This window comes from Xenorhabdus sp. SGI240, from assembly GCF_040081915.1.
GTDB classification, from domain to species: Bacteria; Pseudomonadota; Gammaproteobacteria; order Enterobacterales; family Enterobacteriaceae; genus Xenorhabdus; species Xenorhabdus bakwenae.
Window position 1 is genome coordinate 26,257 of sequence record NZ_JBEBMB010000006.1, and the last position, 22,939, is coordinate 49,195.

General features: G+C 42.5%; 21 protein-coding genes and 2 tRNA genes. 11 read left to right on the forward strand and 12 right to left on the reverse strand.

The features are described from left to right. Nucleotides 1-125: 125 nt before the first annotated feature. A complete protein-coding gene (locus ABLA76_RS02225) occupies nt 126-674 on the reverse strand; it encodes a VOC family protein (protein ID WP_348986698.1) in 549 nt (182 codons plus the stop codon). Nucleotides 675-866: 192 nt separating this feature from the next. On the opposite strand from ABLA76_RS02225, the gene argS reads away from it, so the two are divergent. Continuing rightward, nucleotides 867-2,597, forward strand: coding sequence for an arginine--tRNA ligase (argS, locus tag ABLA76_RS02230; RefSeq protein WP_348986699.1), 1,731 nt, complete (start codon nt 867-869; stop codon nt 2,595-2,597). A gap of 76 nt (nt 2,598-2,673) precedes the next feature. On the opposite strand, the gene murJ is transcribed toward argS, so the two are convergent. Continuing rightward, entirely contained in the window at nt 2,674-4,212 is a 1,539-nt protein-coding gene (murJ, locus tag ABLA76_RS02235) for a murein biosynthesis integral membrane protein MurJ (protein ID WP_047769987.1), read from the reverse strand. A 315-nt stretch (nt 4,213-4,527) separates the two neighbouring features. On the opposite strand from murJ, the gene ABLA76_RS02240 reads away from it, so the two are divergent. Continuing rightward, nucleotides 4,528-5,448 (forward strand): protein kinase, encoded by a 921-nt coding sequence (locus ABLA76_RS02240; protein ID WP_348986700.1) that lies wholly within the window; start codon nt 4,528-4,530, stop codon nt 5,446-5,448. Here the strand turns inward: ABLA76_RS02240 and rimJ are convergent. Continuing rightward, a complete protein-coding gene (rimJ, locus tag ABLA76_RS02245) occupies nt 5,437-6,012 on the reverse strand; it encodes a ribosomal protein S5-alanine N-acetyltransferase (protein WP_348986701.1) in 576 nt (191 codons plus the stop codon). The genes ABLA76_RS02240 and rimJ overlap by 12 nt on opposite strands. A gap of 272 nt (nt 6,013-6,284) precedes the next feature. Between rimJ and ABLA76_RS02250 the strand changes: the two genes are divergently transcribed. Next, nucleotides 6,285-6,848, forward strand: a complete 564-nt coding sequence (locus ABLA76_RS02250; RefSeq protein WP_348986702.1) for a lipoprotein — start codon at nt 6,285-6,287, stop codon at nt 6,846-6,848. A gap of 88 nt (nt 6,849-6,936) precedes the next feature. Here ABLA76_RS02250 and ABLA76_RS02255 read toward each other — a convergent pair whose 3' ends face one another. Continuing rightward, the gene (locus tag ABLA76_RS02255; RefSeq protein WP_047769981.1) at nt 6,937-7,479 is read right to left on the reverse strand and encodes a molecular chaperone; all 543 of its coding nucleotides are present in this window, start codon (nt 7,477-7,479) and stop codon (nt 6,937-6,939) included. Nucleotides 7,480-7,564: 85 nt separating this feature from the next. Further along, nucleotides 7,565-8,515 carry a glyoxylate/hydroxypyruvate reductase GhrA gene (gene ghrA, locus ABLA76_RS02260; protein WP_047769979.1) on the reverse strand — a complete coding sequence of 317 codons (951 nt, stop codon included), beginning with the start codon at nt 8,513-8,515 and terminating at the stop codon, nt 7,565-7,567. Between the two features lie 314 nt (nt 8,516-8,829). Here ghrA and ABLA76_RS02265 point away from each other — a divergent pair. Further along, nucleotides 8,830-8,919 (forward strand) — tRNA-Ser (locus ABLA76_RS02265). Nucleotides 8,920-9,050: 131 nt separating this feature from the next. Beyond that, nucleotides 9,051-9,140: transfer RNA gene (locus tag ABLA76_RS02270), tRNA-Ser, on the forward strand. A gap of 206 nt (nt 9,141-9,346) precedes the next feature. Here the strand turns inward: ABLA76_RS02270 and ABLA76_RS02275 are convergent. From ABLA76_RS02275 to ABLA76_RS02285, 3 genes are all read right to left on the reverse strand, one after another. Then, nucleotides 9,347-9,856: a DUF6622 family protein gene (locus ABLA76_RS02275; RefSeq protein ID WP_348986703.1), complete on the reverse strand. Its 510-nt coding sequence runs from the start codon at nt 9,854-9,856 to the stop codon at nt 9,347-9,349. A gap of 411 nt (nt 9,857-10,267) precedes the next feature. Further along, nucleotides 10,268-11,080, reverse strand: coding sequence for a VOC family protein (locus ABLA76_RS02280; protein ID WP_348986704.1), 813 nt, complete (start codon nt 11,078-11,080; stop codon nt 10,268-10,270). Between the two features lie 84 nt (nt 11,081-11,164). Further along, nucleotides 11,165-11,851 (reverse strand): YafY family protein, encoded by a 687-nt coding sequence (locus tag ABLA76_RS02285; RefSeq protein WP_285810862.1) that lies wholly within the window; start codon nt 11,849-11,851, stop codon nt 11,165-11,167. A 240-nt stretch (nt 11,852-12,091) separates the two neighbouring features. Between ABLA76_RS02285 and ABLA76_RS02290 the strand changes: the two genes are divergently transcribed. The 6 genes from ABLA76_RS02290 (at nt 12,092) to ABLA76_RS02315 (ending at nt 19,165) form a co-directional block, all read left to right on the forward strand. Further along, on the forward strand, nt 12,092-12,727 hold the full coding sequence (locus ABLA76_RS02290; RefSeq protein ID WP_348986705.1) for a CDP-alcohol phosphatidyltransferase family protein: 636 nt from the start codon (nt 12,092-12,094) through the stop codon (nt 12,725-12,727). Next, the gene (locus tag ABLA76_RS02295; protein WP_348986706.1) at nt 12,724-14,532 is read left to right on the forward strand and encodes a bifunctional alpha/beta hydrolase/class I SAM-dependent methyltransferase; all 1,809 of its coding nucleotides are present in this window, start codon (nt 12,724-12,726) and stop codon (nt 14,530-14,532) included. Before ABLA76_RS02290 ends, ABLA76_RS02295 begins: the two co-directional genes overlap by 4 nt. Before the next feature lie 4 nt (nt 14,533-14,536). Continuing rightward, on the forward strand, nt 14,537-15,880 hold the full coding sequence (locus tag ABLA76_RS02300) for a phosphatase PAP2/dual specificity phosphatase family protein (protein WP_348986707.1): 1,344 nt from the start codon (nt 14,537-14,539) through the stop codon (nt 15,878-15,880). Nucleotide 15,881: 1 nt separating this feature from the next. Further along, nucleotides 15,882-16,280, forward strand: coding sequence for a hypothetical protein (locus tag ABLA76_RS02305; protein WP_348986708.1), 399 nt, complete (start codon nt 15,882-15,884; stop codon nt 16,278-16,280). Between the two features lie 158 nt (nt 16,281-16,438). Beyond that, entirely contained in the window at nt 16,439-18,127 is a 1,689-nt protein-coding gene (gene dauA, locus ABLA76_RS02310; RefSeq protein WP_348986709.1) for a C4-dicarboxylic acid transporter DauA, read from the forward strand. A 126-nt stretch (nt 18,128-18,253) separates the two neighbouring features. Beyond that, nucleotides 18,254-19,165, forward strand: coding sequence for a hypothetical protein (locus ABLA76_RS02315; protein ID WP_348986710.1), 912 nt, complete (start codon nt 18,254-18,256; stop codon nt 19,163-19,165). Nucleotides 19,166-19,231: 66 nt separating this feature from the next. Here ABLA76_RS02315 and kdsA read toward each other — a convergent pair whose 3' ends face one another. The 4 genes from kdsA to prfA all read right to left on the reverse strand — a co-directional run bounded on the left by kdsA (nt 19,232) and on the right by prfA (nt 22,907). Beyond that, entirely contained in the window at nt 19,232-20,086 is an 855-nt protein-coding gene (kdsA, locus tag ABLA76_RS02320; protein WP_285810882.1) for a 3-deoxy-8-phosphooctulonate synthase, read from the reverse strand. An 85-nt stretch (nt 20,087-20,171) separates the two neighbouring features. Then, entirely contained in the window at nt 20,172-20,981 is an 810-nt protein-coding gene (gene sirB1 / locus ABLA76_RS02325) for an invasion regulator SirB1 (protein WP_348986711.1), read from the reverse strand. Continuing rightward, nucleotides 20,965-21,825, reverse strand: coding sequence for a peptide chain release factor N(5)-glutamine methyltransferase (prmC, locus tag ABLA76_RS02330; RefSeq protein ID WP_348986712.1), 861 nt, complete (start codon nt 21,823-21,825; stop codon nt 20,965-20,967). Before prmC ends, sirB1 begins: the two co-directional genes overlap by 17 nt. Continuing rightward, nucleotides 21,825-22,907: a peptide chain release factor 1 gene (gene prfA, locus ABLA76_RS02335; RefSeq protein ID WP_285810885.1), complete on the reverse strand. Its 1,083-nt coding sequence runs from the start codon at nt 22,905-22,907 to the stop codon at nt 21,825-21,827. The genes prmC and prfA overlap by 1 nt, the downstream gene beginning before the upstream one ends. Nucleotides 22,908-22,939: the final 32 nt, after the last annotated feature.

Below are 22,939 nucleotides of genomic sequence, written 5' to 3' on the forward strand. Positions count from 1 at the left end.
CCTTCTTTTCCTGGCGTGTCTTAATCCCTCATCCAGATTCGTTCAAATATCGCTCACTGAAACGAGCTTATCGCTACGCGGAGTTGCAGTACTACGATAAAGATCACAAAAAGAACACAGCATGTTTAATTTTTGATAATCTCTTTGAGAGAAAAAGGGTGAAATTTGATTGTGACATCATCTTTTGTCACTGCTAACGTTGGATTTGGTAACCTTTCATTGTCACCGTGCGGATGGCTCTCTTTTGTACGAAAAACAACGGGCAACGGATCAGGCAGTAATTTATAGGCTTCGGGTATCAGTTGTTCTGGTGGCACAGGCAGGACAAATTCGACATGTTCCCAACCTTCGTGAATATATAGCTTTTTACCCGGATAAGGTAATTCGACACAATCAATTTGCCAGCCAAGTAAAGTGATTGGCTGTTCTAACTCAAATAAGCAGATCGGCCGGCCATTGATCCTGCTTTCAGACAACAATTGACCACATTGTAGAAAACCTTGACGCCAGCGATCAGCGATTGAAATAGCATTACAACGCAGGGAAATATGATCCGCTGTATACTGTGTAAGTTCCAGGCCCAAATGTTCACCAAACTGCTTTAGCTTTTGTTCAAACTGATATAAATCAGCCACCAAATCCTGTAATTCAGGAATTGTTGAAAAGTGTGTCATCTTTCCCCCAGCAAAAAACTATCGCCTGAAAGGCGAACGGAAAACAAAAAGTCATACCGCAAGCGGCGGCTGATGGTAGCATGCAGGATGCTGAATATGGTATAAAACCCGTTATTTTGTCTAACCCACACGCTTGAGAGTATTTGCACAGTCCAGATGCAGGGGCTTTTGTGCGTAATTTAAGGTAACCCGGTGAATATTCAGGCCATTCTTTCAGAAAAAATCAGCCATGCGCTGATTGCTGCTGGTGCTCCAGCCGACAGTGAAGCTCACGTCCGTCAATCTGCAAAAGCTCAGTTTGGTGACTACCAGGCAAATGGTGTCATGGCGGCTGCGAAAAAAGCGGGCATGCCCCCCCGACAATTAGCAGAAAAAGTCGTCAGTTTGCTGGACTTGCAAGGCATTGCCAGCAAAGTTGAGATTGCAGGCCCTGGCTTTATCAATATCTTTCTGGATAAAACGTGGGTCGCTGCCAATGTTGAAACAGCGCTGAAAGATGAAAAACTGGGCATCACGCCGGTCGCGCCGCAAACCATCGTTATCGACTATTCTGCGCCGAATGTGGCAAAGCAAATGCACATTGGGCACATTCGTTCCACGATTATTGGCGATGCCGCAGCACGTACCCTTGAGTTTTTGGGGCACAAAGTCATTCGAGCCAATCACGTTGGTGACTGGGGTACTCAGTTCGGGATGCTGATTGCCTATCTGGAAAAAGTCCAGAACGAAGATGCCAGTGATATGGCATTAGCCGATTTGGAAGCCTTCTATCGTGAAGCGAAGAAAACTTACGATGAAGATGAAGAATTTGCTGTTCGCGCCCGTAGCTACGTCGTAAAACTGCAAGGCGGAGATGAATATTGCCGGACTATGTGGCGCAAACTGGTTGATATCACCATGTCACAGAATCAGGAAACCTATGATCGCCTGAATGTGACGCTGACAAAAAACGATGTTATGGGTGAAAGCCTGTATAACGATATGCTGCCCGGCGTTGTTGCCGACCTGAAACAACGTGGGCTTGCCGTTGAGAGTGATGGTGCTATCGTGGTTTACTTTGATGAGTATAAGAACAAAGAAGGCGAACCAATGGGTGTTATCATCCAGAAAAAAGATGGGGGCTATCTTTATACCACTACGGATATCGCTTGTACCAAGTACCGTCATGAAGTCCTGCATGCTGACCGGGTTCTTTACTACATCGATTCACGCCAACACCAACACCTGATGCAAGCCTGGACAATCGTACGCAAGGCAGGTTACATTCCTGAATCCATGTCGCTCGAACACCATATGTTCGGCATGATGTTGGGCAAAGATGGCAAACCATTCAAAACCCGTGCAGGTGGTACAGTAAGACTGTCTGATTTGCTGGATGAAGCGATCGAACGTGCAGACGCTCTGATCCGTGAGAAAAACCCAGATATGTCGGAAGACGAACTGAAAAAAGTTGTCAACGCCGTAGGTATTGGCGCGGTGAAGTATGCCGATCTCTCCAAAAACCGGACTACCGACTATGTATTTGACTGGGATAACATGCTCGCCTTTGAAGGTAATACCGCACCTTATATGCAATATGCCTATACCCGCGTAAATTCTATTTTCAAACGTGCACAAATCGATGAAAACAGTCTGACCTCCCCTATTCTTCTGAACGAAGAACGTGAGCAAGCGCTGGCAACGCGTCTGTTACAATTTGAAGAAACTATCACAATCGTTGCCCGTGAAGGCACGCCTCACGTAATGTGTGCTTACCTCTATGATCTGGCTGGCCTGTTCTCTGGTTTCTACGAACATTGCCCAATCCTGAATGCGGATAGCGAAGAAGTGCGTCAGAGCCGCCTGAAATTAGCCCTGCTGACGGCAAAAACGTTGAAGCTAGGTCTGGATACCCTGGGTATTGAGACGGTAGAACGGATGTAATCACCTTGTCTGAAACTGGCATGGAAAAATCATGCCAGTTTCAGTTCACTTAATACAAACGCAATTAATTAATCAGTTACTGCAATCCGCGTTGAGCAAAATCCTTCAATCGAAACCCCATGACAGCCAATGTGGCAAAATAACTCCCCGCACCGGCAACCACGACCCCCATCAACCGTAACAGGCGCAATGCCATATTGCCCTCATCCCAGGCAGGCATAAACCACAATATCGTCAACAATACCCCGACCATGACCGCAATGGCCACCACCAGTTTCAACAGGAAAATGCCCCATCCTGCCAGCGGTTTAAAAATCTCACGCTTGCGCAATTGCCAATAAAGCATACTGGCATTGAAGCAAGCAGCCAAACCAATAGAAAGCGCCAACCCCGCATGTTTTAATGAACCAATAAAAGCCAGATTCATTAACTGAGTCAAAATCAGGGTTGCAATCGCAATCTTGACTGGGGTTTTAATATCCTGACGAGAGTAAAAACCAGGAGCGAGGACTTTAACCACAATCAATCCCATCAGGCCAAAGCAGTACGCAATTAATGCGCGTTGTGTCATTTCTGCATCAAAGGCAGAAAAATTGCCGTACTGGAAGAGTGACACGGTTAATGGCTCTGCTAAAATGCCCAACGCCACCGCGCAAGGTAAAGCCAACAAAAAGCAAAGGCGCAACCCCCAATCCATTAGCCTTCTATATTCCTGATGATCCCCATTGGAAAAACTTTTTGCCAGTGAAGGCAAAAGGATTGTCCCTAACGCCACGCCCAATACTCCCGAAGGCAATTCCATTAAACGATCGGCGTAATACATCCACGAAACCGAGCCAGAAACCAGAAATGAAGCAAAAATGGTATTGATGATCAGTGAAATTTGACTGACTGAAACCCCCAAAATAGCCGGTCCCATCTGACGAATAACACGCCATACTCTGCTGTCACGAAAGGAAATTCGTGGTAATACCAGCATACCTATTTTTTTCAGGTGCGGAAGCTGATAAGCCAATTGCAAAATACCACCAGCGATCACTGCCCAACCTAATGCCATCACAGGTGGATTGCAGTAAGGTGCCACAAACAGCGAAAAAATAATCATGCTGACATTAAGCAATGTTGGTGCAAAGGCAGGCACAGAAAAGCGATTCCACGTATTGAGAACCGCTCCCGCTAAGGAAGCCAGAGATATCAAAAAAATGTAAGGGAAGGTAATTCTGAGTAGATCACGGGTTAAAGTGAATTTATCCGGTGTATCGGTAAAACCCGGTGCCGTGACATAGATGACCCAAGGCGCGGCAATCACCCCAATCACCGTAACTATCGCCAAAATCAGCGTCAACATCCCTGATACATAGGCAATAAAGGTGCGTGTTGCCTCATCCCCCTGCTGATTTTTATACTCAGCAAGTATCGGAACAAACGCTTGTGAAAAAGCGCCTTCAGCAAAAATACGACGCAATAAGTTAGGGAGTTTGAAGGCAACGAAAAAGGCATCTGTTGCCATACCCGCACCAAATATACGGGCAATGATGGCATCACGAATAAAACCCAGAACGCGGGAGAACATCGTCATTGAGCTGACCGCTGCCAGTGATTTCAGTAAATTCATGGTATCTTCTAAGATTGATTTTTATGGAATGAGCATAAAAGATGTAAAGCGATTAGGCCAAAGAAATCAAGATAATAATGTTGAATATTAATAATTTCCATTCATTTCAATGGCTGGAAAGGTGAACACAAAATCCTCGTTCATATCCTATCAGATATATATTCCATAAACAGAGTCACATCCACAGATCACAAATAATAAACATTATGCTTAACTCAATATACGACTAGTCATTCCTTACTATCCATTGAATGATGAAGTTATTTGAGATGTCATTATCAGCAGGTGTCCAGAAATAACCAAGAGGCCATCCATTTGCAAAATTTTCACAGGACACATATCGGTGGTAGCATTGGCTTTACTCCCCCTCTTCCAATCGGATACTGCCTCAATGAATTCGAAATCGAAGAAGTCATTGGCAAAAGCGGCGGCAGTATTGTGTATCGTGTTTGGGATCACCATCTCAAGCAATCTATTGCTATCAAAGAATATACGCCCCACTCTTTTGCTATACGTCGTCAAGATATGAAACTCAACTTACGAGGAAAAAAATTAGAAGAACGATTTTGTGCTGGGTTGCAAGACTTTATCCGTGAAGCCCATTTGATGTCCTGTTTCCAACACCCCTGTCTTCCCCGTTTTCTGCGCTTTTGGCAACAAAACTGCACAGCATATATAGCAGCTTCCTTCTATAAGGGAATGACATTAAATAAATTGAGGATAAAACATCCACATTTCATCAATGAACATTGGCTGCGTCAGATACTGTTTCCCTTGTTAAATGTCCTTGATACGCTCCATCAAAGAAATTATTTACATTGTGATATTTCCTTGGACAATATTTTGATCCAAGAGAATCAATCACCCATATTGCTGGATTTAGGATCTACCCGCCAAACAACAACACGCTTGTCTGATGATACAGAAATAACCATCCGCTCCGGCTTTACGCCCGTTGAGCAATATACTGCCAATGAAGAAAACCAACATGGTCCCTGGACAGATCTCTATGCGTTGGGGGCCGTACTCTATACTTTGATTGTGGGTAAATCCCCTCCGGTCAGTATCGTGCGCAATCTTGACGATAATTATCAGCCGCTGGTCAAACTGCGTCCAGCGGGATATTCCTTACCGTTTCTGCATGCCATTGACTCTGCCCTGGCAATAAACCCCTCAAGACGGCCACTGTCTATATCCGAATTCATTGCTCTTTTTTCAACAAATTTATCCCCATGAATCATCAATCAGTGATGTCAACACATGATCCTGCCAAACTCCGTCAATCATTAAATAGTTCCTGGCATAACCTTCTCGTTCAAAACCTAACCTCTTAAGTAAATTTCCACTGCGATGATTATGTGGCATGTAATTAGCCATAATCCGGTGCATTTTTTGGTGGCGTTGCATATAACGGATTGTCGGTTGCAAGGCTTCATACATTAACCCTTGACCTTGCCATTTTTCGCCTAAAGAATAACCCAGATAACAGGAATGGAACGCTCCCCGTACAACATTAGTGAAATTAGCAATCCCCATGACTTCATTTTCATTAAGATCTAATAACAAAAAATTAAATGCCGATCCCTGCCGCTGTAATTCCGCAATATAATTCAGCCTATTTGTCCATCCAGAAGGTCGATAAAAACTACTCTCTCTTGTTGGCTCCCATGGCTTAAGAAAATCTTTATTTTCTGCATAATATTCAGCCAATTTATAGGTATCCCGTTCATACACCACACGAACAACTATTCTATGCGTAATAAAACGAATCTTGGGAGATGCAGAACGATAACCAAACATGTTTTCTCCTGATATTTACCTTGGAAAATTTATCAAGTAATTTAGCGATTACGGCATTTTTAATCACCATCCGCCGATAAAAAAATATCATATATATCCCTCTACCTTACTACTTAAAATTAGTGGACTTAGTTACCACTTATGCCCTGCCCCCCTCAATTCAACCAGAAGAAAATTGAACCTATCATTATTGGCAAGCATTAATCATATGATGAGCTAATTACGTCATAATTAGTGTAAGATCTGCCCATTGAAAACGAAAGGAGATAACAATGAGACTATTTTTCTTAGGGACTGTATTGGTATTGGCAGGATTAATCAGTGGCTGTGATCAATTCAAGGAAGTCAGTATTAACGAAGGTTTGCTGAATGATTATTTATTAAAAAGAGTTCATTATCAAAAGCAAATTAGCCTGCCCGCAGCGACCAAAGCCAATATCACACTGGGAGAATTGACCAGTCAAATCGGCCGCCAGGATCCAGAAAAAATTGAATTATCAACTCTGGCAAAAGTTCAATTAGTGACCTTGCTGGGAACGGTTCATGCTGATATGAAACTGACTATCAGGGCTAAACCGCTATTCGATGCGAAAAAAGGCGCTATTTTCATTAAGGAATTGGAAATCGTAGATTACCAAACCACACCAGAAAAAGTCGCCACGCCAATTAAAATGTTACTCCCTTATTTGAATGTGTCTTTAAGTGAGTTTTTTGATGCTCATCCGGTTTATGTCTTAAATCCAGAAAAAAGCAAGTCTGAAGCCGCTGCTTTAAAATTAGCCAAGGGCTTGAAAATTCAACCCGGTAAATTGGTTATTGATTTGGGTGATAAATAATTTTCATTATCGATAAAATAGTAAAGGCGGGTCATTTAACAACCCGTCCTTACTTATTGTCGCTAGATTGACTTATCTGTGTGAGTGATCACTCTACTTCCAGCTCTTCACGTAACGCTTGCAATGCCTCTCGGGTCATCATCGCCAGTGTTCGATAAAAACCGCTGGTCGCATGGGCTTCAACTTTACCAAGAAATTGCCCACACCAAGGCAACAAATATTCATCAAACAACTTAATCTGGGCCTGGACTTCATCCTCTGCGGCCTGATCTTCCAGCCATGATGCAGCCAACAATAAGGAGCCAAATTGATCGGCAGGAGTATCAGACAAAGGCATGCCTCGTTCCACCAAAAACTGGCGTACTTCACTTTCATCCTGATCAGTATAATCAGAACGGCAGACTGCAACGCCCGCAGACGCTCCGGTAAACAAGGCATGATAATCGACTTCAATTACCGATAACTCACTGTTTTTCTGTAACCTATCCAATAACTCATCCTGTTCCAAAGGCCACAATGGTTTCAATTTTCCCTCAGCAATCAGGGTGATTATAGGTTGCAAAACAGGATCTTGTGGTGCCCGGTTAAACAATGTTCCCAATATGCGGCAGACAATAGAAAATTCGTTCATGGTTTAATTTACCTCCCAATAACTTACCTAAATAATAGATATCTGTTATTGTCCCTAATCGTCTGCCTTGCTGTAAAGCGACTTGTTAATAACCACGGCGCATATCAACGAGACCAATGGGTGATTCGCCTTTTTCCATTCGTCTGATATTGTCACAAATCATATCCATAGCTTCATCAGGAATAGTCTTAGCCGCGATATGTGGAGTGATATTAATGCGTGGGTGAGTCCAGAAAGGGTGAAATTTTGATAGTGGTTCGTCAACAAATACATCAAGGGTCGCACCAGCCACATAACCTTTATCAATGGCTGTCAGCAGATCTTGCTCTACCAATTGGGCACCTCGTGCAATATTGATCACATATGAGCCAGATTTTAACTGCCTGAATAATGAAAGATTTAAGAGACCACGAGTTTCTGGCGTATCCGGCAGGATATTAATCAATACCTTACATTCAGAAAGAAAGTCATCTAGCTGTGCTTTCCCATAGAAATTCTCGACATGATCAATTTGTTTTGGCGTTCGGCTCCAGCAACGAACGTTGAAACCAAATTCTTTCAATTTTTCAATAACGCTACGCCCCAAAATGCCTGCCCCCAAGACGCCAATAACAAACTCTTTTCGATTATAGGCAGGCATGGGATTCCAGAGACGCTGTGCTTGATATTGTTTATATTCATCCATGCGACGGAAATAATATAACACTGAGGAAACCGCATATTCCTGCATTTGCTGTGCCATACCTGTATCTTCAAGACGTATTAGCGGGATCCCTTTAGGTAATGTTCCCGGGTTTTCTAGCTCTTTTTGAAGGATGGCATCCACTCCAGCTCCAAGCGAAAATATCCCTTTGATATCCTGGCGGCTAGATAACATTTCATGGGGAGGCAACCAAACTAAAGCATAATCAGCAGGAGCATTATCACCCCTCACCCATTGCCGGATGTTAGCCTCAGGTAGCCTAGCTTGTATGCCCTGAAACCATTTATCGCAATTAAAATGAGGAGCAGAAGAGTGAAAGAAAATGATGTTCATAAAATCTCATTCCTTTTTGTTTTTCTAATAGGGTTAACTTATTGCTGAAAGGTTGCAAGCCTCCGATTAGGAAGATAGGAATGAAAATATTGATAATGTTATCTGGTTAACAAATTTGCCATGACGCGTTGCAACAAAAAAGCATTTTTACTCCCGTAATTGGCTACCAGCCACACAAATTGTTTTTTATTTGTCTAATCGGTCAAAAAGCCTGAAAAAATCGTCATAAGCCTGTTGACGCCTGCCCTGCTTTTCCCTATAGTAACGCCCCGTTGCAGCGATGAACTCAAGAGAAATCACTGCAATATAAATATGGTGAGGTGTCCGAGAGGCTGAAGGAGCACGCCTGGAAAGTGTGTATACGTGAAAACGTATCGAGGGTTCGAATCCCTCCCTCACCGCCATATTCTACGAAAGAGCCTGAACAGAATGGTCAGGCTTTTTTAATGCCTGACAAATTAACCATAATTAGTTGGGTTCATTAGTAATACAATTACGATAGTGCATTCTTATTGAATGCAACAAAGCAAAATTCGGTGAGGTGTCCGAGAGGCTGAAGGAGCACGCCTGGAAAGTGTGTATACGTGAAAACGTATCGAGGGTTCGAATCCCTCCCTCACCGCCATTTTCTATGAAAGAGCCTGAGTATCCGTTCAGGCTCTTTTTCATTCCCAATACCCAATAAAATCGCCTATACCACCAGCCATAAGATCAACCATCACATTGGCACCACGTCTATTAGGCGCTTGATTTATTTCTCCTTATTCGATCATATGAGTGTTACTATCGGACAGCCATTTTTATTAAAATGAAATATAAAATATATTCAACTTATTCCTTTTTATTATTTTTATAATAAGGAATAAATAAATTAAGCGTTCCTCCCCAAAAGACACCATCCGATAGTCCACAGATAAAACCGAACAGTAAATTAAAATTGAAAGAATATAACAAATTAGAGTTAATACTCATCATGGCAGAAATAATAAACTTCACTATAAAAACAGTAAGAATCAGACTCAAACTCAAAGGGGTTCCTGAACGAATGATTGAGCCATCTTCATTACCCTTTCTTAACCTTGGTTGACTATGCCATAAGCCCCATCCGACACCCCCTCCCACAACAATACCTGCAATAAGCGCCAGGAATGCCGAATTTGGAAATGTCGTTTCATTTAATACACTGTAAACAGCCCATATTAAAAACAAAACCGGCATAAAAAACAGTCTATCAATACGCATTTCTCTGTCATATAACGCATCGATACCCCGTTTAATCAGAAAAACAAATAAAATCCAAACCCAGATAGGCGTACCTTTAATAATGGCTAAAATTGACATGTCAATTACCCTTCTTACATTGAGCATTAAGCCCTTTACATTTTAAATAAAATAGTCCATTCGTCATATTTATTCATCATTAAACGGTTAATTCTTAATATGATATGGACAAAATCGTTATGTCAGTATCAGTTACTGATAACACTCAAGGCTAATAGTAACAAATGGAAACAATATCAAATATAAACCAATTACACTTTGATTTACATTATCAGTAACCTTATGACAAACAAAAACTTACCCAATAATCACCTTCTACTTTTAACCACAACATAAGGATAAGCGGTGACATTTTTAGGAATAGCCAATAGTAAAGAATATAAGAATACGCCTACCGCGTGTGCCAAGCGGGTTGAGGTATGCCTGGATACCTCGTCGGAAAGATTTTCACCCAACGTATCTTCATTTCCCTTAATCCAAAAGACAAACCCGAATCATATGACCATCCGGATCTTTCGCGAGAAAAGTGCGACCAAAAACGTCAGTATAGGGTTCCTGCTGAATGTCAATATTTGGATTTCGTTGCCATTTGTCAAAGAGTTGATCAACCTCTTCGCAAGTGGGTAACATAATACCAATTTCTGAAAACCGTGGCATTGTGTTGTCTGGCTTTGCTCCTCCACTCCAAATAGCAAAAATAGCTTCTTTACCTACAGTAAATGCGACATAACGCGGGCTGGAAAAAACCGGTTCCGCATTAAAAATAGTTGAATAAAAGGCCGTAGAACGTTCGATATCAGAGACATAAATCAGCTGGAGATTGGGTTTAACAACAGAAATGAGTTTTTCTGTCTCGGTTTTTTCAACCACAGCTTTAAGCCTTGAAAGTGTTTCTACCAAGTCTTGCGTCACTTGCTTAAAAAAACTGACTGCCTGGGAATCAGGAAGATGCTTTTCAGGCTCAAAAGAAACACGCACCTGAATGCCATTTGCCCTGTTACTTTCGTCGGTCAAAATTTGGTGACAGAAAGTTAACTCTCCCATCTGTGGCAGATTGACCTGGTCAGTGAATTCTTTATTGATTTCAATATTTGCAAGATAGAAACGAATTTCCGGCATACCACTCAATACCATTTTGCCGTATTGTCCTGTTTTCACTTCACTTTCAAATTCAAAATATTCAAGATCCACTTCCCATTTTTTTCGTAAGTCAAAATCGACATAATGGGACCAAATATGAGATGGCTTTGCATTTACCGATGTAGAAAAAGTGAGGGTTAACATAAAAAAACTCCAACAGTCAGATAGCGGGCTAGTACATTAAGAACCTTCAAGGTAACAAACCCGTATGACAATTTTTGTCAGTAGTTAACGCGATATTTTTTCCATTTCCCGCCATTCTTTAAGTAAAGACTGCCTTGAACGGGGATAACACTGTTGTTCTATCTTCAAATGGCTCATTCTATCCGATCTGAAATGGCGAAATGATTTTCTTAATTCACACCAGCCAATAACAATACTGATATTCTCAAAATATCCCAATGCAAATGGCCATATTGTTCTTGTCGATTGATTGTTTTTCAGATCTAAATAAGTGAAAGTGATTTTATGCCGATGACTGATCGCTTGCCGTATTTGCGGAATATCAACGGAAGGTTCAATTTTCGCAGCCGCAGGCCCAATTAATAATGCGTTCGTCTCAAGATATTGTCTGAGTTCTGTTGGGATAACTGAGGCAATTTTATTGATTGCACTATTGGCAGAGGCTTTTAATTGTGAATCAGCGCGTCTAGCCACCCAACCAGCCCCTAATGCCAGGGCTTCTATCTCACTTTGCGTCAACATTAATGGCGGTAAGACAAATCCCGGCCGTAAGACATAACCGATACCCGCTTCTCCCTCGATATTTGCCCCTTGATCCTGCAAAGTCACAATATCCCGATAGAGAGTTCTTAAACTAATATTCAACTTTTGCGCCAATACCTTGCCCTGTACGGGAAAGTGATAACTCCGCAATATTTCCATCAGAGTTAACAAACGTTGTGCCCTAGACAATTTATCATATCCTTAAATTAAGCCATTGATTCATCTAAAATTTGTAACAGAAATCATCATATCTCCGTAATAATTTCTGTTATTGAATAATTAAAACATTTAATTATGGATAAAAATCAATAACACATCATCTACTTCAATAAATTATTAATCACCTAAACAAAATCTATTTTATTTGTTCACTCTTTTCTGTTATTTATTCTATTGATATCAGTTTGGCCTATAAAGGACTTAGGTAAGATGACCCTCTATAATCTAAAACCACTTTTCCAAAACCTATTACGCCCTCTCGTCATTTGTCTACAAAAATATGGGATCACTGCCAACCAGGTCACATTAAGTGCGATGTTCCTGTCAATCGTCGTTGGCCTATTGTTGAGCCTGTTTCCTTCTACCCGTTTCTATTGGCTACTGCCTATTTTTCTTTTCATTCGTATGGCACTCAATGCCATTGATGGTATGTTGGCACGAGAATATCATCAGAAATCTCATTTGGGGGCTATTTATAATGAACTTGGAGATGTGATTTCCGATGTTGCACTCTATCTCCCTTTCTGTTTTTTACCGAATGTCAACAATGTCAGTCTATTGGTGTGCTTATTCCTGACTATCCTAACAGAGTTTATCGGTGTTCTGGCACTAACGATTGGCGCATCACGGCGTTATGATGGCCCAATGGGAAAAAGTGACCGGGCTTTTATTTTCGGTATTTATGGATTAATTATCGCACTTTTTCCATCAACCTTAAGCTGGAGCCATTATTTGTTCCCCATCATGATTCCTTTACTCCTGATAACTTGCTACCAGCGCGTTGTCAAAGCCTTGCATGACATCAAACCGACTGAACAGCATAATCCAAATAAGGCATTAACATGACACTCTTGGCAAAAACACCAGCTTCAAAAACGCAAGCATTAAATCAACGCATTGCCGAAGAACATGATTTCACCACATCAGATCAGGCTTCCCTGTTTTATCGTTATTGGCCCCAAGAGCAGGATAAGGCAGAAAAAGCGATTATTATTTTTCACCGAGGCCATGAACATTCGGGGAGAATTCAGCATGTTGTTGATGAACTCAATCTTCCTGATGTGCCAATGTTTGCATGGGATGCTCGTGGACATGGAAAAACAGTAGGACTGCGCGGTTATAGTCCATCAATGAGTAGATCTATTCGAGATGTTGATGAATTTGTCAGGTTTATTGCCACCAGTTACCACATCGCAATGGAAAATATCGTGGTTATTGGCCAGAGTGTCGGTGCAGTGTTAGTGTCTGCCTGGGTACATGATTATGCGCCCAAAATCCGCGCTATGATACTTGCCGCTCCTGCATTTGATATCAAATTATACGTTCCCTTTGCAGTACAAGGGTTGCGATTGATGCAAAAAGTACGGGGAGTTTTCTTCGTCAATTCTTATGTAAAAGCGAAATTCCTGACTCACGATGAAGCTCGTATCGCATCTTATGACCGTGATCCCCTGATTACCCGCGAAATTGCCGTCAATATCCTGCTAGAGCTTTATCAAACTGCAAAACGGGTGGTGAAAGATGCCAGCGCCATTACATTACCGACACAACTGTTTATTTCTGGTAATGATTATGTGGTGAACCATAAACCCCAACACCAATTCTACCAACAATTGAATACCCCGATTAAAGAGAAATATGTTATGGCGGGGTTTTACCACGATACGCTGGGCGAAAAAAATCGCCATTTGGTCTTCGACAAAATACGTACTTTTATTGATCGTATTTTTTCTATCCCACGTTACCAACATGATTACAGCAATGAAGATATCTGGAGCCATACAGCTGATGAGTTTCGTACTCTATCTCATCCATTACCCCGCTGGTGCCCTAAAAATCTTAGCTATAAATTAATGCGTAACGCAATGAATACACGCTGGGGCAAAGCTTCTGAAGGTCTCCGTATCGGCCTTGAGACAGGTTTTGATTCCGGTTCCACGCTGGATTATGTTTATCGCAATCAACCACAAGGTCAAGGAATTTGGGGACAGTTAGTCGATCAGCAATATCTCAGGGGCAATATTGGCTGGCGCGGCATACGACAGCGCAAAATCAATATGGAAACCTTAATCCGTCAAGCAATTCACCAGCTACATCAACAAAACCAACCGATTCATATTGTAGATATCGCGGCCGGACATGGACGCTATATTTTTGATGCGATCAACGATTTCAGCAAAATTGACTCGATTTTGTTAAGGGATTACAGCGAGATTAATGTTAATCAAGGCCAGGCTTATATTGAAGAACGTAATCTTACCGATAAAATCCGTTTTGTCATCGGTGACGCTTTTGATGCTGAAAGCATGACAGCCATTTTCCCCACACCAACTCTGGGCATAGTTTCCGGTCTTTATGAACTGTTTTCTGACAATACGCTAATTAAAAATTCCCTGCGTGGTCTTGCTGATGCAATCGCCGAAAATGGGTATCTGATATATACCGGACAACCTTGGCATCCACAACTTGAAATGATCGCCCGCGTTCTTTCCAGTCATCGCGAAAATCAGCCGTGGATCATGCGACGACGTACCCAAGGCGAAATAGACGCATTGGTAGAAACAGCGGGGTTTGAAAAACAGTATCAAATAACAGATAACTGGGGGATTTTTACTGTATCGATTGCCAAACGCATTCGGCACCGAGAATAAGCCTATGAAATACCCAATACAACTTTCCCCTGAAAGTCGCCAACATTTATGGCTGACAGCCTGTGTATGGCTCTTATTTCTGGCACCCTTTTTCTTTATGACATACGGGCAAATTAATCAGTTCACTTCACAGAGAGATGATATAGAAGTCGTCGTTTTCAGTTGGGAACGGAGTCTCCCTTTTTGGTCATGGACAATTATTCCTTACTGGAGCATTGATTTGTTTTACGGGATATCATTATTTATCTGTACCAACCGCCGTGAGCAATGGCTTCATAGCTGTAGATTAGTGACAGCGTCACTGATTGCCTGTATCGGATTTTTGTTACTCCCTTTGAAATTTTCGTTTTCCCGCCCTGCAACGGAAGGGCTTTTCGGATGGTTATTCACTCAACTAGAACTGTTTGATTTGCCCTATAATCAAGCACCTTCCTTACATATTATCTTGTTATGGTTACTCTGGCTGCGTTACTCCACACATGTTCAAGGCTATTGGCGTGGATTGCTTCATGTCTGGTCTATCCTCATTGCCCTCTCCGTTTTTACAACTTGGCAGCACCATTTTATCGACGTGATCACAGGCTTTGCCGTAGGGGTAATCATTAGTTACTTGTTACCAATTTCACATCATTGGCAATGGCAACCAAGCCAAGATCGCCACGCCCGAAAACTCTTTGGCTGTTATGTAATGGGAAGTCTCTTTTTTACTCTGATGGCATATGGATTAGGGGAAATTTTCTGGATACTGTTATGGCCTGCTATATCATTATTGATGATCGCTCTTGGTTATGCTGGATTGGGTAGTTCAGTGTTCCAAAAACAATCTGATGGACGCATGTCACTGTCTGCACGCTGGCTACTGGCACCATACCAATTGGGAGCCTGGCTTTCTTATCTTTGGTTCAGGCGCCAAAACTCTCCTTATGACCAGATCACAGAAGGAATTATTCTCGGTTACTTGCCACGTCAATCCACTATTAAGTTAACCAATATAACCTGTGTGTTTGATCTGACTGCTGAGTGGCACAGAAAACCTGATAACCAGAAAAAACATTATATATGCCAACCCCAAATAGATTTATTACCGCTAACACCAGAAGCACTGCAATCCGCTGTTAGTACATTGGACAAATTACACCAAAAAGGAAGCGTATTCATTCATTGCACACTCGGATTGTCCCGCAGTGCCATGGTTGTAGCAGCATGGCTATTGAAACAACATCCTGAATATAATATCGCCAGAGCAATAAATATCCTGCGTAAGGCCAGACCACGAGTGATTTTCAGGCAGGAACATTGGGATGCTCTTGCACGATGGGAAAGCATCTATCGGTATAGGAGAACATGATATGCAACCAGAAAACCTGACAAGTAAAATCGTTATTGCCACATTAAAAAGCTGGCGCTTTATTTCTGGTATATCTGCCTTAACAGCTCTTATAGCAACCGCTATATTTATAACAAACCCAAACAATCATATAATTTATTGTATCTTGTTATTCCTTGCCTTACTCAGTCAATATTATTGTTGGCGTACGTGGCTAGATTACCACTATTTTCATATTCTCAATTTATATCCCGAAAAACATGCAGATTTCGATCAAACGTTATTACTGATTTTTAATAAATCACCTCGCTCACAAACAATGAATGAACGCATCAAAGGTGTAATAATGTTGTTAAAAAAAGCAATTTTGTTTTTGATCTTACAATTAGGATTATTTGTGCTATTTATTTTAATGAAGTGAACATCAAACTCAGAATTTATCTACGTTACTAAAAACAAGCACTAATCTATTAGTTAACTTTTTGACATACAACACTTTTCTGAGCTGATAAAAGCGATATGCTAATATCACTTTTATCAGCTCATCATTTGCTATCTTATTTTTTGGTTCTCAATTAAATGAATACTCGTAAAATTAAGGGAATACGTCCATTTAGTGCGCTTATTGACGCTTGTTGGAAAGAAACTTACTCTTTCCACCGTTTTATTAAAGACCTGATTGCCGGGATCACCGTGGGAATCATTGCTATCCCACTGGCGATGGCGTTGGCAATCGGCAGTGGTGTTGCACCACAATACGGCCTGTATACTGCGGCCATTGCCAGCATGATTATTGCTGTGACCGGAGGATCACGCTATAGCGTTTCCGGCCCTACTGCGGCTTTTGTGGTGATACTCTATCCTGTATCACAGCAATTTGGCCTCAGTGGCTTGCTTATTGCCACCCTCATGTCAGGCATCATTCTGCTTATCATGGGATTAGCGCGATTAGGCCGACTGATTGAGTACATTCCACTGTCTGTTACGCTTGGATTCACTTCTGGTATTGCTATTACCATCGCTACCATGCAAGTGCAGAATTTCTTCGGCCTGAAATTAGACCCTGTGCCGGAAAATTATATTAATAAGGTGATTGCCCTCTCCCAAGCGTTTCCTTCATTACAACTCAGCGATACCCTTATTGGTTTAACAACCCTGCTGGTATTGATTTTCTGGCCAAAGCTTGGGTTAAAGTTACCGGGTCACTTACCGGCTTTGATGGCAGGTACGGGTATTATGGGGATCATGCATCTGCTAGGCCACGATGTGGCAACGATTGGTTCATCATTTAGCTATACGCTGGAAGAAGGTACACAAGGCCAAGGGATTCCCCCTATTCTTCCTCAATTTGTCCTGCCGTGGCAATTACCTGATACTCATCCGTTTGATATGAATTGGAATACAGTATCAGCATTACTACCCGCTGCATTTTCGATGGCAATGTTAGGGGCAATTGAATCCCTGTTGTGCGCTGTTATTTTGGATGGCATGACCGGAAAAAAACATCATTCCAACAGTGAATTAATCGGTCAGGGAATGGGTAATATTGTCGCCCCTTTCTTTGGCGGGATCACCGCAACTGCGGCTATTGCGCGTTCAGCCGCCAATGTGCGGGCAGGCGCAACCTCACCCATTGCCGCTGTTGTTCACTCCCTACTGGTATTATTGGCGCTGCTGGTTCTTGCCCCAATGCTTTCTTATTTACCGCTTGCCGCCATGTCAGCCATTTTGTTGATTGTGGCGTGGAATATGAGCGAAACCCATAAGGTGGTGGATCTCATCCGCCGTGCTCCCAAAGACGATATCATCGTGATGTTGCTGTGTATGTCATTAACTGTTCTGTTTGATATGGTAGTGGCAATCACGATAGGCATTGTGCTGGCTTCACTGCTGTTTATGCGCAAAATTGCCAATATGACCCGAATCAGCATTTCTCCTGTCACAAATCAGGATACGGGTTTGTTGGTTGTGCGAGTTAATGGTCCTCTGTTTTTCGCAGCTGCGGAGCGCATTTTTGCTGAACTGAAAGAACAAGGAACCGATTATCACACCATTATTATGCAGTGGGATGCGGTTCCGGTTCTGGATGCAGGCGGGTTACATGCCTTTCAAGGGTTTGTTCGGGAGATGGGAAAAGAGAAACATCTCGTTGTGTGCGATATCACCTTCCAGCCCTTGAAAACGTTGGCACGCGCCAAAGTCGAACCGATCAAAGGGCAATTGAGTTTTTATGCCACTTTATCCAACGCGCTGAAAGAAATAAATTAACCTAAATCTCCGAATAAGAATATTAGATGATTTTTTTGGTCTAATATTCTTCTTGTCAGTCTCAAAATAAACTCACTTTTCACCCCGAATTTGACATAACTATGAATGCAGATAGGGAGAATTTTCATGCTTTTTTCACTCAATAAACATCTTACGGCAATTATATTAATTGTTTTCTCTTCCGTTACGCCAGGGTTTGTCACAGACTCCATGGCTGCTGAAGAAGTCATACATATAGATTTTCAGTTTGATGAATTTTCTATACCAATAGCAAATCTCGAAATTGATGGAAAAAAGCAAAATTTAATGTTCGATACGGGATCATCTCGAGGATTCCATTTAACTAAAGAGTTTATGTCGGAAATACCAGGCTTAGAGATAGATCCTGAAAAAGCACGCTCTACCGACGTTACAGGCAAAGTTTATTTTAATGACCAATTTAACATTCCAAAACTTTCAATAAACGGGATGATATTTAAAGATATTACCGGCGTTTCGCTAAAACCATGGGGAGTGACCTTATTAGGTAAAGAAAAGAAACTTCCCACTTCGATGGTAATAGGCCTTGGTTTATTCGAAGACAAAGTTATTCTTATTGATTACAAAAAACAACGATTGTCAGTTTCTGACCATTTACAAGCATTGAGCGTCAATATATCTGATGGTTGGAACGAATTACCGCTGAGGCTCACGCAAGAAGGCATTGCTGTCAAAGTTTCACAAAACGCCAAGAGTTACAACATGATCCTGGATACTGGTGCGTCAGCTTCGGTTTTTTGGAGAACAAGGCTGCAATCACCTCCCGTTATCCTTCCCTGCGGGGCGTTAAGAGAAGATCTGGCCAATGAAGAATGTACTGTATCGGCATTTCAACTTGATGAGGCAGGCGCTAACGCCATAAAACTGAATTCATTACTGGTTGATGGGGAGTTTAATCAGTTAAATGCTGATGGACTCATTGGCAATAACTTCTTCAATCAATATGCAGTATTAATTGATTTTCCTGGCAAGAGATTATTTATTAAAAATAATACGTAAAAAATCAGCGGTTACAGAGTCAAGTATCTGTAACCGCATTCTCAAAAAATTCGAAAGCTCAAATGATTATTTGCTGGTATCCAGCTCTGGGAAATTTTTCACCACATCATCAATGGCTTTTATCTGCATCAGGAATGGCGCCAGTTTTGCCAGCGGCAGTGCTGACGGACCATCACATTTTGCATTTTCTGGATCAGGATGGGCTTCAAGGAACAAACCGGCAATTCCTACCGCCATACCCGCACGGGCCAGTTCTGACACTTGCGCACGACGCCCCCCGGAAGCTGCACCAAAGGGATCACGGCATTGCAATGAGTGAGTGACATCAAAAATCACGGGTGAGCCATTGGTTGCCTGTTTCATGACACCAAAGCCCAACATATCGACAACCAGATTGTCGTAACCAAAATTACTGCCACGGTCACACAATATTACCTGATCGTTGCCGCCTTCTTGAAATTTGTCAACGATATTCCCCATCTGGCCCGGGCTAACAAACTGAGGTTTTTTGACATTGATCACTGCACCCGTTTTTGCCATCGCTTCAACCAGATCAGTCTGGCGGGCAAGGAAAGCGGGAAGCTGGATAACATCCACCACATCTGCAACAGGCTGGGCTTGCGCGGGTTCATGTATATCAGTGATGATTTTCACGCCAAAAATCTGTTTCAGATCCTGAAAAATTCTCAGGCCCTCTTCCAAACCAGGCCCGCGATAGGAATGAATAGAAGAACGGTTAGCCTTATCAAAAGACGCCTTAAAAACATAAGGAATGCCCAGTTTTTGCGTTACGGTCACATAGTGTTCACAAATGCGCATGGCCAAATCCCGTGACTCAAGGACATTCATACCACCAAACAGTACAAAAGGCAGATCATTTGCGACCTTGATGTCACCAATATTAACCACTTTCTGTTGCATGTTTATACCTTCTCTTGTTAAGGGCAAATAAATTTGTATCTATAAAAATAAATAAAGGGCAAAGAAATGCTGCCTTATAACGCCTTTAATGGAGGATGAGCGTTCTCTGATCAATAGAGTTAATCTGCATTTTTATCATTTCTGAGATAGGGTCTTCAGGACAATGCTCCACGAAATAACTCAAATCTGAAACAGCAATGTGATTACAATCGAGCTGCGCATAAATCAACCCTCGGTCGCGGATTTCATACGGATCATCGGGATCGAACATCAGCACGATTTCGCTGGCTTTTAACGCCAACTCCATCTTTTTCTCTTCCATTAAGGAAATTTTGATAATATCGGTAACTTTTCGCACAATGCTGTTATTATCGGCTTCCTGTAAATCCTTATTTTCCAAACGGATCATCGGGCCAATATTACCTTTCAACCAGACATCAAGGATATGTTCGTTGAGCGTATCGCCATTCATCGGGTTAATAAACCATGTCGGCTCATCAGCCAAATCAAGTCGCAAGATTAACTGTGTCGGGAATATAACAGGCTGTACGGGCAATGCCAGCGCCTGAGCAATATGGGTAAATATCGTTCCCAATGTTACGGGAGCGCCTTGGCGTGAACGCAATACATTATCCAACCACAGGGTATCAGATAAACAATACACCCCATTCGCGCCGCCAAATTTCCATTCTCGATAGAAAAGTGTCAATAGTGCTTGTAATTTTGCTTTGGTATCAGTAATAGAGGAAAGTTTTTGGCGCGCTTCTTCAATCAATACAATTAACTGCTCAGTCACCATTGCGTGGTGGAAATCAGGACGAATGGCCCGCGTTACCAGAATAATACCCTCTATCAGGGAAGCATTATTGAATTCATAATTAACTATGGTTTTCATCTTTATTCCATCGACCTACCGTGATACGTTCGTTACCACCATAATCCTGAAAAGTTGCTATCTGTTGATAACCTTTTTCCAAAAATAGGTTTCTGACAACGATTCCCTGTTTCCAGCCATGTTCCAATAATAGCCATCCGTTTGGTAACAGGAAGTGGCGAGCCTGCTCTATAATTGTCTGCAAATCTGCTATACCATTTTGTGCAGCGATCAATGCAGCGGCTGGTTCAAACCTGACATCTCCTTCGCGCAGATGAGGGTCAAGCTCATCAATATAGGGAGGATTACTGACAATCATATCAAATTGTCTTTCCCCAACCGCAGAAAACCACTCACTTTGCAGAAAATTCACATTGTGAACAGGCAATTTTCCCGTGTTTCTTGCCGCATTATGTTTTGCCAATGCGACGGCATCAGAATTGATATCCACGCCAGTGACACCGCAATCCTGCCGTTCACTTGCCAGCGCCAGTGCAATGGCTCCGGTTCCCGTGCCGAGATCCAGGATCTGTGCCGATGATTCAGGCAATAGTTCCAAGGCTTTTTCAACCAGGCATTCCGTATCAGGACGTGGGATTAACGTTGCGGGTGATACCGTAAGAGGCAGCGACCAAAATTCACGCTCCCCCACAATATAAGCAATCGGCTCTCCCTGAATGCGACGAGCCAGCAAAATATCAAGCTGGCTCGCTTCCTCTGGGGAAACAGGCGTTTCATTGAATGCAATTAAATAAGTACGGGAACGCCCTGTTACATGTTGCAACAGGATTTCTGCATCACGCTTCGGGCTATCACTTGTAATCAACTGCGCAGCCGCATGCTGGAGCCAGTGTTGATAATTCATCAATCCTGCTCTGACAATGCAGACAGTTGGTCTGCCTGATATTCAGTAACAATAGGCTGGATAAGCATATCCAGTTTGCCTTCCATCACTTCCTCAAGACGGTATAACGTCAGGTTGATACGGTGATCAGTAACCCGCCCTTGTGGGAAGTTATAGGTACGGTTGCGATCTGAACGGTCACCGGAGCCGAGCAAATTACGCCGTTCGCAAGCTTCAGCTTCTTGACGCTTCCGCATCTCAGCGGCACGAATACGCGCACCAAGCACCGACATTGCTTTTGCTTTGTTCTTATGCTGGGAGCGCTCATCCTGGCACTCGACGACAATTCCCGTTGGTAAGTGGGTAATTCGAATTGCAGAATCCGTGGTGTTGACGTGCTGTCCACCCGCACCGGAAGAACGAAAAGTGTCAATTTTCAGGTCGCCCGGATTGATTTCCGGTAATTCTGCTTCTGGAATTTCTGGCAGAACAGCCACGGTACACGCAGAAGTGTGAATACGCCCCTGTGACTCTGTTTCCGGCACCCGCTGAACACGATGACCACCAGACTCAAATTTCAGGTGACCATAAACTTGCTCGCCCGAAATTTTAGCAATCACTTCCTTATATCCACCATGCTCACCCTCATTAGCACTCATAAGCTCCACTTTCCAACGACGGGATTCTGCATAACGGCTATACATACGGAATAAATCGCCCGCAAATATCGCCGCTTCATCACCACCGGTTCCGGCACGGACTTCAAGGAAACAGTTACGCTCATCATCCGGATCTTTCGGCAATAACAGCAGTTGCAGTTGCTGTTCCAGCTCTTCATTACGAATTTTTGCGCTTTTGAGTTCTTCCTGTGCCATTTCCCGCATTTCGGGATCATTAAGCATCATTTCAGCTGTTTCAATATCATCCTGAACGCTTTTCCAGGCTTTAAAACAGTTAGTCACATCGGTCAGCTGGGCATATTCCTTTGATAACGCGCGAAAACGTTCTTGATCAGAAATGACTTCTGCATCACCGAGGTGAGCCAAAACTTCTTCATGGCGTTCTTGTAATGCTTCCAATTTAGCGACAATAGAAGGCTTCATTCGTAATATCAGACCTTATTTAGAATAGGGTT

Coding starts and splice junctions, on each gene's coding strand:
- ABLA76_RS02275 (WP_348986703.1), bottom strand. CDS start 9,856: ATGTCAATTTTAGCCATTATTAAAGGTACGCCTATCTGGGTTTGGATT.
- dauA (WP_348986709.1), top strand. CDS start 16,439: ATGAATACTCGTAAAATTAAGGGAATACGTCCATTTAGTGCGCTTATT.
- prfA (WP_285810885.1), bottom strand. CDS start 22,907: ATGAAGCCTTCTATTGTCGCTAAATTGGAAGCATTACAAGAACGCCAT.
- sirB1 (WP_348986711.1), bottom strand. CDS start 20,981: ATGAAAACCATAGTTAATTATGAATTCAATAATGCTTCCCTGATAGAG.
- ABLA76_RS02305 (WP_348986708.1), top strand. CDS start 15,882: ATGCAACCAGAAAACCTGACAAGTAAAATCGTTATTGCCACATTAAAA.
- ABLA76_RS02290 (WP_348986705.1), top strand. CDS start 12,092: ATGACCCTCTATAATCTAAAACCACTTTTCCAAAACCTATTACGCCCT.
- ABLA76_RS02300 (WP_348986707.1), top strand. CDS start 14,537: ATGAAATACCCAATACAACTTTCCCCTGAAAGTCGCCAACATTTATGG.
- ghrA (WP_047769979.1), bottom strand. CDS start 8,515: ATGAACATCATTTTCTTTCACTCTTCTGCTCCTCATTTTAATTGCGAT.
- kdsA (WP_285810882.1), bottom strand. CDS start 20,086: ATGCAACAGAAAGTGGTTAATATTGGTGACATCAAGGTCGCAAATGAT.
- murJ (WP_047769987.1), bottom strand. CDS start 4,212: ATGAATTTACTGAAATCACTGGCAGCGGTCAGCTCAATGACGATGTTC.
- ABLA76_RS02250 (WP_348986702.1), top strand. CDS start 6,285: ATGAGACTATTTTTCTTAGGGACTGTATTGGTATTGGCAGGATTAATC.
- ABLA76_RS02280 (WP_348986704.1), bottom strand. CDS start 11,080: ATGTTAACCCTCACTTTTTCTACATCGGTAAATGCAAAGCCATCTCAT.
- ABLA76_RS02315 (WP_348986710.1), top strand. CDS start 18,254: ATGCTTTTTTCACTCAATAAACATCTTACGGCAATTATATTAATTGTT.
- ABLA76_RS02255 (WP_047769981.1), bottom strand. CDS start 7,479: ATGAACGAATTTTCTATTGTCTGCCGCATATTGGGAACATTGTTTAAC.
- rimJ (WP_348986701.1), bottom strand. CDS start 6,012: ATGTTTGGTTATCGTTCTGCATCTCCCAAGATTCGTTTTATTACGCAT.
- ABLA76_RS02295 (WP_348986706.1), top strand. CDS start 12,724: ATGACACTCTTGGCAAAAACACCAGCTTCAAAAACGCAAGCATTAAAT.
- prmC (WP_348986712.1), bottom strand. CDS start 21,825: ATGAATTATCAACACTGGCTCCAGCATGCGGCTGCGCAGTTGATTACA.
- ABLA76_RS02225 (WP_348986698.1), bottom strand. CDS start 674: ATGACACACTTTTCAACAATTCCTGAATTACAGGATTTGGTGGCTGAT.